General features: G+C 76.0%; 6 protein-coding genes. 2 read left to right on the top strand and 4 right to left on the bottom strand.

The window, feature by feature from the left end:
* The coding region (locus QM626_RS05440) for a zinc-dependent metalloprotease (RefSeq protein ID WP_415074779.1) at positions 1 to 344 on the top strand (344 nt) is incomplete at its 5' end.
* Positions 345 to 1,076: 732 nt separating this feature from the next.
* On the opposite strand, the gene QM626_RS05435 is transcribed toward QM626_RS05440, so the two are convergent.
* Both QM626_RS05435 and nudC read right to left on the bottom strand, forming a co-directional pair.
* Entirely contained in the window at positions 1,077 to 2,831 is a 1,755-nt protein-coding gene (locus QM626_RS05435) for an ATP-dependent helicase (RefSeq protein WP_415074777.1), read from the bottom strand.
* Entirely contained in the window at positions 2,828 to 3,709 is an 882-nt protein-coding gene (gene nudC, locus QM626_RS05430; protein WP_415074775.1) for an NAD(+) diphosphatase, read from the bottom strand. The genes QM626_RS05435 and nudC overlap by 4 nt, the downstream gene beginning before the upstream one ends.
* Positions 3,710 to 3,772: 63 nt before the next feature.
* Here nudC and QM626_RS05425 point away from each other — a divergent pair, with 63 nt between their 5' ends.
* Positions 3,773 to 5,005, top strand: coding sequence for a phosphotransferase (locus QM626_RS05425; protein WP_415074773.1), 1,233 nt, complete (start codon positions 3,773 to 3,775; stop codon positions 5,003 to 5,005).
* Here the strand turns inward: QM626_RS05425 and QM626_RS05420 are convergent.
* Both QM626_RS05420 and QM626_RS05415 read right to left on the bottom strand, forming a co-directional pair.
* Entirely contained in the window at positions 4,992 to 8,168 is a 3,177-nt protein-coding gene (locus tag QM626_RS05420) for an ATP-dependent DNA helicase (RefSeq protein ID WP_415074771.1), read from the bottom strand. The two genes, QM626_RS05425 and QM626_RS05420, sit on opposite strands and share 14 nt — an antisense overlap.
* A partial coding sequence (locus tag QM626_RS05415; RefSeq protein ID WP_415074769.1) for a PD-(D/E)XK nuclease family protein occupies positions 8,165 to 9,051 on the bottom strand: 887 nt, incomplete at its 5' end. The genes QM626_RS05415 and QM626_RS05420, both read right to left, overlap by 4 nt.

Here is a 9,051-nt window from a genome sequence, read left to right as displayed (position 1 = left end):
GCGCCGTCGGCGGCCCCGCCGAGAAGGCGCTCGCCTCCCTCGTCGGGCTGGAGCTGCGGCCGCGCCGGCTGCGGGAGGCCGCCGCGATGTGGCGCGCCGTCACCGACGCCGTCGGCATCCCCGCCCGTGACGCCCTCTGGGACTACCCCGACCTGATGCCCACGGCCACGGACATCGACGACCCGGCCGGGCTCATCGCGCGGCTGCGGGCGCGCGCGCAGGGCGAGGCGCCCGCGCCCGACGAGATGGACGAGGCGCTCGCCCGGCTGCTCGCCGAGGAGGCCGGCGACCAGCCGGGGCCCGACGGTGACGCGCCGGAGGCCGGCGGGCCCGCTCCCGTCTGACCGTTCCTCCCCAGCGCAGCGGGTCCGCACGCGCCGCGTGCGGCTGTGGACGGCTGCGGCGCCCGCCCGGCGGTGCGGCACACAATCGGTGCATGCCGTGCCTGGACCCCGCGTTCCCGCCGGTGTGGCGCACCGAGTCGCAGCTGCAGTTCGGCACCTCGCCGCGGCTCGTCGTGCGCGACCCGCGCCCCTGGCAGCTCGCGCTGGTGGCGCGGCTCGCACGCGGCATGACCGACGAGGAACTGGAGCGGTTCCCGGCCGGGACCGGCGTCGCGTCGCGCACGGTTCGCTCCTTCGTCTCGCGGCTGGCGCCCGTGCTGACGCGCCCGGAGCCGACACGGGGGACCGTGACGCTGCTGGTCGCCCCGGGCACCCGGCCGGAGGTCGCCGCAGAGGTGCGTGCCCGGCTCGGCGTGCACCGGCATGTCGAGGATGTCTGCACGCCCGGCGCGATCGCGGTCGTCGTGGCCCACTACGAGGTCGATCCGGCGGTCTCGTCGCGGCTGCTGCGCGACGACGTCGTGCATCTGCCCGTGCTGCTGCGTCCGGACCGGGCCGAGGTCGGACCGCTGATCGTGCCGGGCACCGGCCCGTGCCTGCGGTGCCTGGCCGCGCATCGCCGCGACCGGGACGCCGCGTGGCCCCTCGTCGCCGCCCAGTTGCTGACCGCTCCCTGTCCGCCGTTGGACCCGCTGCTCGTGGGCGAGGCGGCTGTCATCGCGGCTCAGCAGGTCAGCTGCGAGGACGCGCCGACGGACCGGATCGTGACGCTCCAGCGGGGGTCCGCCCGGCGGTCCTGGCGCGTGCCGGACGTTCATCCAGAGTGCGGATGCCGATCTCCTGCAGGAAACGGGACTGCTGCCGCGGCGAGCGTCCCAGCCCCGACGCCCACGACAGCGACAGCGTACGCGCGGCGCGCGTGATGCCGACGTACGCCAGTCGCCGCTCCTCGTCGATCTCCTCGAAGGAGCGGGCGTAGGCGATCGGCAGCAGTCCCTCGGCCAGCCCGACCAGGTGCACGTGATCCCACTCGAGGCCCTTCGCCGCATGCAGCGTCGCGAACGTGACGGTCGCGCGGGCGGGTTCGTGCTGGTCCCTCGCCCGCGCCATCAGCCGATCGGTGAACACGCGCAGCGTGGTCCCCTCCGGCTGCTCGTCCGCGAGGCTCAGCAGCGCCCGGCGCGCCTCCCATGCCTCGCGCAGCGCGCCGCCCGCCGGCGGCGGCTCGTCGGTCAGGCCGAGGGAGCGGAGCACGTCCCGTACGCTGTCGCGGAAGCCGCGCTCCTGCGGGGCGACCGACGCGCCGCGCAGGGCGACGACGGCCTGGCGCACCTCGGGCAGGTCGAAGAACCGGACCCCGCCGAGAACGGTCACCGGGATGCCCGCGAGCGCGAACGCGGTGCCGAGCTCGGCGGACTGCGCGTGGGCGCGGTACAGCACGGCGACGCGGCTCGGGTCCGCGCCGGAGTCCAGCTGCGCCCGTACCGCGCGCGCGACGCCCGCCGCCTCGTGCGCGTCGTCGTCGTAGCGCACGAGCGTCGGCACCGGGTCGTCGGGGCTCGCCCGGCCGGTGAGCTCGAGCGCGCCCGGCCGTCCGCGCATGAGCGCGTTCGCGACCCGCAGCACCGGCTGGGCGCTGCGATGGTTGCGTTCGAGGCGCACGGTCCGCGCCTCCGGGAAGCGCGACTCGAACCGCAGCAGGAACGACGCGTCGGCACCGGCGAACGTGTAGACGGTCTGATTGGCGTCGCCGACCACGCACACGTCCCGCCGGTCCCCCAGCCACAGCTCGAGCAGCCGGTACTGCACCGGGGACACGTCCTGGAACTCGTCGACGGTGAAGTGCCGGTACTGCTCCCGCACCGCCTGCGCCACCCGCGGCTCGGCCTCGATCATGCCCGCGCAGGCCAGCAGCACGTCCTCGAAGTCGATCTGGTGGCGTTGGTCCTTCACCTGCTCGTACGCCCGCTGCAGGTCCACGACGGCGCCCAGATCCAATCGGCCGACCGGATCCGGGCGCTCCCGCGCATAGTCGTCGATGCTGCGCAGCGTCACCTTGCGCCATTCGATGCCGCCGGCGACATCGCGCAGCGTCGCGGCATCCGGGTTCAGCCCCAGCGAGCTCGCGGCCTGCGCCAGCAGGCGCACCTTGCCGTCCACGATGGTGGGGGCGGGGACGCCGGCCACGATCGGCCAGAAGTGGCCCAGCTGGGCGAGCGCGGCCGCGTGGAAGGTGCGGGCGGCGACGCGCTCGACGCCCAGCGCCCGCAGCCGGCCGCGCATCTCGCCGGCCGCCTTCGCGGTGAACGTGACCGCCATCACCCGCTCCGGGGAGAAGGCGCCCGTGGCCACGCCGTGGGCGATGCGACGCGTGATGACCCGCGTCTTGCCGGTGCCGGCGCCGGCGAGCACACGCAGCGGGCCGCGCAGCACGGTGGCCGCCTCGCGCTGCGCGTCGTCGAGATCGTCGAGGACGTCGTCGGTCACGGCGTCTCCGCGAGCCAGTCGCGGATCATGCGGAACGCGATCGAGGCCGATCCCGGCAGGGTGACGTCGCCCTCGCCGGCCTGCGCCGCCGCGATCTCGGCGCGGGTGAACCAGCGCACCTCGGCGATCTCCTCGCCGTCCGCCCGCGCCGTCTCGGCGTCGGTGACCGCACGGAAGCCCAGCATGAGGGAGCGCGGGTAGGGCCACGGCTGCGAGCCCTGGTACACCGGGTCCCGCACGACGACCCCTGCCTCCTCGAACACCTCGCGGCGCACGGCGTCCTCCAGCGATTCGCCGGCCTCGGCGAACCCCGCGAAGCAGGAGTACCGCCCGGCCGGCCATGCGGCGTTCGATCCCAGCAGGATGCGGTCGCCGGCGGCGTCGGTGATGGCGACGATCACGGCGGGGTCGGTGCGCGGGAAGTGCGTGCGGCCGCACGAGGGGCAGTGCCGAGACCAGCCGGCCTGCGCGACGAGCGTCTCCGCGCCGCACGCGGCGCAGAACGGCGCGTCGCGCAGCCACCGGCCGAGGCTGACCGCCGTGAGCGCGCGGTCCAGGTCCTCGGGCGTCAGCGCGGCGGCGCACTCGCGCAGGGACCGCCATCCCGCCGGGGCCGGGGGGGACGCCGCCGCCGCGAGAAGGGCGGTGCCGGCGCGGTCGACGCCGAGGAACGCCCAGGCCGTCGCGTCCGCGGACGCCGCCGGCGTCGCCCAGCGCAGCGCACCGGCGGCGTCCACCGGGACGGCGTCGCCGCAAACCTGCAGCACGCGGGTGCCCGGATCCGCGCGAAGGGCGTCGACGAGATCGGGTTCCAGGCGCCGGTGGGCCGCGCGGTCCGGCGCAGCCGGCGGTGTGTCCGGGCATGCCGCAGCAGTCACCGAAACCTCCTCGACGGGCGTGGCGCAGGCTGAGCGCGACCCTGTCCCGCCTACCCTGGGGGCATGCCACGCTCGCCACTCACTCTAGCCGCGGCGGCGACAGCGGCCGTGCCCGACGCGACCGTCGTCCGCACCCGAGCGTTCGGCGGCGAGGGCGACGGCCATTACGACTCGGCGCTCGTCGACCTCGCCGATGGCACGCGGCTCGTGGTGCGCGCCGCCACCGACGCGGAGGCCGACCGCGCGCTGCGGACCGAGCTGCGCATCCTCGGCTCGCTGACGGACGGCATCCGCTCGGTCCTCCCGTTCGCCGTGCCGCGGGTGCACGGGTCCAGCACGCTGCGCGACGCGACCGCGGGAGTGGTCGACTTCCTCGACGGCTACCGGGTGCGCACCGCCGACCTTCCGCCGGGACCGGCGGCCGCCGCGATCGGCCGGGCGTTGGCTGCGGTGCACGATCTGCCGGTCGCGCTGGCCCGTGAGGCCGGGTTGCCGCTGGACACGCCGGAACGGGTCCGCGGGCGCCTGGTCCGGCTGGTCGAGCGTGCCGGCGCGACCGACCGCGTCCCCGCCGGGCTCATCGCCCGCTGGCGTGCGGCCCTCGACGACACCGCGCTGTGGCGGTTCGAGACGACCGTCGTGCTCGGCGGCTCCGATGCCGACCGCTTCCTGTTCACGGACGATGAGGAGGGCCCGCAGCTGACCGGGGTCCTCGGCTGGGAGGGGCTGGCCGTGGGAGACCCGGCCACGGACCTCTCCTGGCTCGTCTCGGCGCCAGGCGCCGCGGGGGCGGTGCTCGACGGGTATGCCGCGCAGACGGCGCGTGCGGTCGACCCGCTCCTGCTGGACCGCGCACGCCTGCACGCCGAGCTCGAGTTCGCGGCGTGGCTCGTGCACGGCGTCGACGAGGGCGACGAGGCCGTGATCGCCGACGCCACGACGTTGCTGGCCACGCTCGCGGACGACACGCGCGGCACCGACCTGCTGCCCCCCGACGACTCGCACGTCGCCGCGGCGGTGGAGCTGCTGGACCGGGTGCCGGTCGCGCTCGGCGACCCGGTGGACACCTCGATGCGGACCGACACCTACGATCCGGCCGCGCTCGCCGCATACCTCGCGGACGAGCAGTCCGCGGAGCCGGGCGCCACGGTCCCGGTGGACCTGGGCGGCTGGGCGTCCTACACCGGATCCGACCCGTCGTCGCCGATCGGCGAGGCGGAGGACGTCGACGAGGCCCACCGCGCCTCCCGCAGCGCCCTGCGACGCTGGACCGACGGCGGCCTCACGCCCGGATGACCGTGCCGTCGGCGACGTAGAACAGCGCGACGTCGATCCGGTCGGCGGGGATGCCGTGGCGCGCATGGTAGGCCTGCCGGTAGAGCTCCAGCTGCACCAGCCGCTCCTCGCGCTCGGCCGCCGTACGCGGGCTGCGCCCGGTCTTCCAGTCGACGATCTCGATGCGGTCTGCGCGTGCGTACACGGCGTCCAGCTTGCAGATGACCAGGTGCTCACGTCCGTCCAGGCCGGTGTGCCGGAAGTCGATCTCGGTCTCGACCTCGAGCGGCGCGAGCGGCGCCCACTCCGACGCCTCGAAGTTCGCCCGCAGCCGTTCCAGCTCGACCGGCTCCGCGTCGGACTCGGCCTCCCAGAGCGTGTCATCCGCCGACCGGGCGGTGCCCGCCAGGCCTGAGCGCCGCTCGACCCAGGCATGGAACAGCGTGCCCACGCGCGTCTGCCGGTACGGTCGCTCCGGCATCGGCCGCGCGAGCCGGGCGACGGCGCCGTCGTAGTCGGCGAGGAACTCCTTGTAACGGGACGCCGGGATGCGTGCGGGCGCCGACGCCGCGGGCACCCCGGCCGCCCGCTCGGCCAGCAGCAGCGCCAGGTCGGGGTCGGGGACCGCGGCGGGCCCCGTCTGCGCTGCGCGCACGGTCGCGACCGCTGTCTCGACGACGCGGCGCCGGGCGCCGAGCGGGTCGAGCGGCCAGGACAGCATCCGTCCGCGCCCGTCGAAGGGGTTCTCGCCCGGGTCGAGGACGGGCAGCGGGATGCCGAGGGCGTCGGCCGTCTCGACGAGGTACGGGCTCACGTCGCGCGGCGTGCGACCGCCGGCCCACGCGGACGCCGTCAGCAGCAGCCGTTCGCGCGCCCGCGTGATCGCGACGTAGGCGAGCCGGCGCTCCTCCTCCTGCGCACGGTCGCGGTTGCGCTCCTTGTAGGCGTCGATGGCGTCGCGCATCTCCTGCTGGGTGGTCGCCGCCGCGTGGTCGAGGGCGGGCAGCCATGCCGCGTCGCCGCGGAACGGCGTGGGCAGCACACCGAACGACAGCCATCCTTTCGCGTCGCGGGTCGCCGCCGGCAGCTCGTCCGCCACGAGCCGGACGACGGCGACGGCATCCCATTCCAGGCCTTTCGAGCCGTGGATCGTCAGCAGCTGCACGACGTCCGGCTCGGGCGACTCGGTCCGGGGCGCGAACTCGTCGATCTCCTCCGCGTGGTCGAGCCAGGCCAGCAGGCTCGGCAGGGTGCCGCGTTCGTCGGCGGCGAGGAATCCCGCGACCTCGTCGACGAAGGCCCGCAGCTGGGCCGCGGCGACCCGTGACGGCCCGCGGGTCTCGTTCGCGGCGAGCTCGACGTCCAGGCGCAGCTCGGCCGCTGCGAGGCGCACCAGCTCGGGGATCGGCACGCCGACCGCGCGCCGCAGGCCCGCGAACACCCCGGCCGCCTCGCGCAGCCGGGCGAGGCCTTCCGCGCTGAAGCCGGCAGCCGCGATCCGGCCGTCCGCGGAGCGGGTGAGCGCGTCCAGCGCGTCGATCAGGGACGCCGGCTCGGTGCCCGAGCCGCCGGTGAGCGCCCGGGCCAGCCACCGGAGCGCGCTCAGGTCGGGCAGCCCGATCTCCCAGCGGGGCCCCGCCAGCAGCCGGATCAGCGCGGAGCCGGCGCCCGGGTCGGCGATCACCCGCAGCGCGCTGACCACGTCGACGACCTCCGGCGTGGTCAGCAGCCCACCCAGCCCCAGCACACGATGCGGCACGCCGGCGCGGCCGAGCGCCTCGGCGAAGCGCTCCATGTGCCGTTTGCTGCGCAGCAGCACGGCGCCGGTGGTCGCGGCGGGCGCGCGAGCGGCCCGCACGGCGCGGAACCATTCGGCGACGCGGGCGGCCTCGGCGTCCACGTCGCGCGCCACGGCGATCTCGACCGTGCCGGCCGGTGCGTCCGGGCGCGCGGCGAGCTCTCCTACCGGCACCGGCGAGGTGGCGGCCAGCGGTGAGCGCACGGCGCCCGCGGCGGTCAGGACGTCGCGCGCGTTGCGCCAGCTGACCATGAGCGAGAACCGCGACGAGCCGCCGCCGGGCGCGAAGGCCGCGTCGAACCCGCCGAGATTGCCGGCGCTCGCGCCGCGCCAGCCGTAGATGGACTGGTGGGGGTCGCCGACCGCCATCACGGGCATGCCGGCGAACACCCCGGCCAGCAGGTCGGTCTGCACGACGGAGGTGTCCTGGTACTCGTCCAGCAGCACGACGCGGTGACGGTCGCGCAGACCGCCTGCCACGACCGGGTCGGACCGGACCGCGGCGAGAGCCCCCGCGACCTGGTCGGAGAAGTCGACGAGGCCGGCTCGGCGCTTGCGCCGGTCGTACTCCCGCGCGAACGCGGTCAGCAGCGGCAGCGCCGCCACGCGGTCGGCGGCGCCTGCCACCGCGCCGAGCACGGGGAACCGCTTGTTCGTGGACGGCAGCTCCCGCACCGCGGCGAACCGAGCGCTGAACCGGTCGACCGCGTCGAGGTCGGCGAGGTTGTCGGCGCTGTCTCGGGCGATGCGCAGGGCCGCGTCCACGAGCTGGCGCACCGACTCGGTGCGCAGCTCCAGCCGCGCGTCGTCGGAGTCGAGCACGACGCGGCGCATCAGCAGCCAGGCCGCGGACTCGCTGAGCACCTGCGCCTCCGGGTCGCGGCCGAGCCGCACCGTGTTCTCGCGCAGGATGCCGTCGGCGAACGCGTTGTACGTCGACACGACGGGCCGCTCGAGCAGATCGTCGGCCGTCGCCGCCGGCATCGGCCGCCCCAGCGCCTCGAGCGCCCGGCGGCGGGCGGTCTCGTCGCCGGCGCGCTCGGCCTGCCCGAACACGACGAGCGCCCCGCGGGCGTGCAGCGCGTCCAGATCGGCCACGAGGCCCGCGCGTTCGAAGTCGGCCAGGCGGGCGAGGCGTCGGGCGATGCGCTCGGCCAGCTCGCCCGCGGCCTTCCGCGTGAAGGTGAGCCCGAGGATCTCCTCCCGACGCGCCAGGCCGTTGGCGACCAGCCAGACGACGCGGCCGGCCATCGTCTCGGTCTTGCCGCTGCCGGCGCCGGCGACCACGAGGGCGGGCGCGAGCGGCGCCTCGATGACGGCGGCCTGCTCGGGGGTCGGCGGGAACTGGCCGAGCGCGGCCGCGAGCGCCGCGGCGGACACGATCACGACGCGCTCACCGCCCCGACGGTGTGGATGCGGCACAGCCCGTGCGTGTGCTCGTCCCGGCAGTGCGCCTCCACCGGGGCGAGGAAGCTGGTCCCGGCCATGACGGTCGCGGCGTCCCGTACCCGGTCGAGGAACCCCTCGACCTGAACCGGCGTGAACGGCTGCTGTCGCGGCTCGGCGTGCGCGGTCCTCCCGGGCCGCAGCACCACCAGCTTCGCCCCCCCGCCGGGAAGGCCCGCGGTCTCCGGCAGCGCACCGGCGAGGTGAGCCACCTGGTATGCCGCGAGCTGCGGATGCTCCACGACGCCGGCATCCGTCGTCGGCTCGTACCGTCCGGTCTTCAGATCGACGATGACGATCTCGCCGGACGGCGTCTGCTCGACGCGGTCGATGTAGCCGCTGAGGATCGCGCTGCCGGCGGCCAGCGGCACCGGGACCTCGAAGTGCGGCTCGGCCTCGCGGAGCACGGTGCCCTCGGCCGCGCTGCGGCGCAGGTAGCCGTGCAGCTGCGCGATCATCGCCCGCGCCCGACGCCGTTCCGCCAGGGCGCGCCACGGCGCGTCGAACTCGAGCTCGCCCCAGCGGTCCTCGACGACCTGCCAGAGTGCCTGCTCGTCGACGACGCCGGTCTCGAGCGCCGCGTGCACGAGCGTGCCCAGGCCCGCCGCGACGGTGCCGGCGTCGCCGCCGAGCTCGCCGATCACCCAGTCGAGCTCGCACTGCGCGATCTGGTGCAGCTTCGAAGGCGAGACGCGCACGGGCGCCGCCTCGGGGTCGTGCGCGGGACCCGTCGCGCTGGGTCCCGCGACGCCGTACCACTGCTCCGGGGCCGCGCCCGGCACCCCCGCCGCCGCGAGCAGGGCGAGCTGACCGGCGGCGTGGG

Source organism: Microbacterium sp. (genome assembly GCF_047606385.1).
Classification (GTDB): Bacteria; Actinomycetota; Actinomycetes; order Actinomycetales; family Microbacteriaceae; genus Microbacterium.
The sequence above is the reverse complement of the archived record's forward strand: the minus strand, read 5'-3'. Positions and strand labels throughout refer to the sequence as shown.

What these genes read in the sequence shown, in the direction of transcription:
- QM626_RS05425 (WP_415074773.1), top strand. Translation starts at nt 3,773, where the DNA reads ATGCCACGCTCGCCACTCACTCTAGCCGCGGCGGCGACAGCGGCCGTG.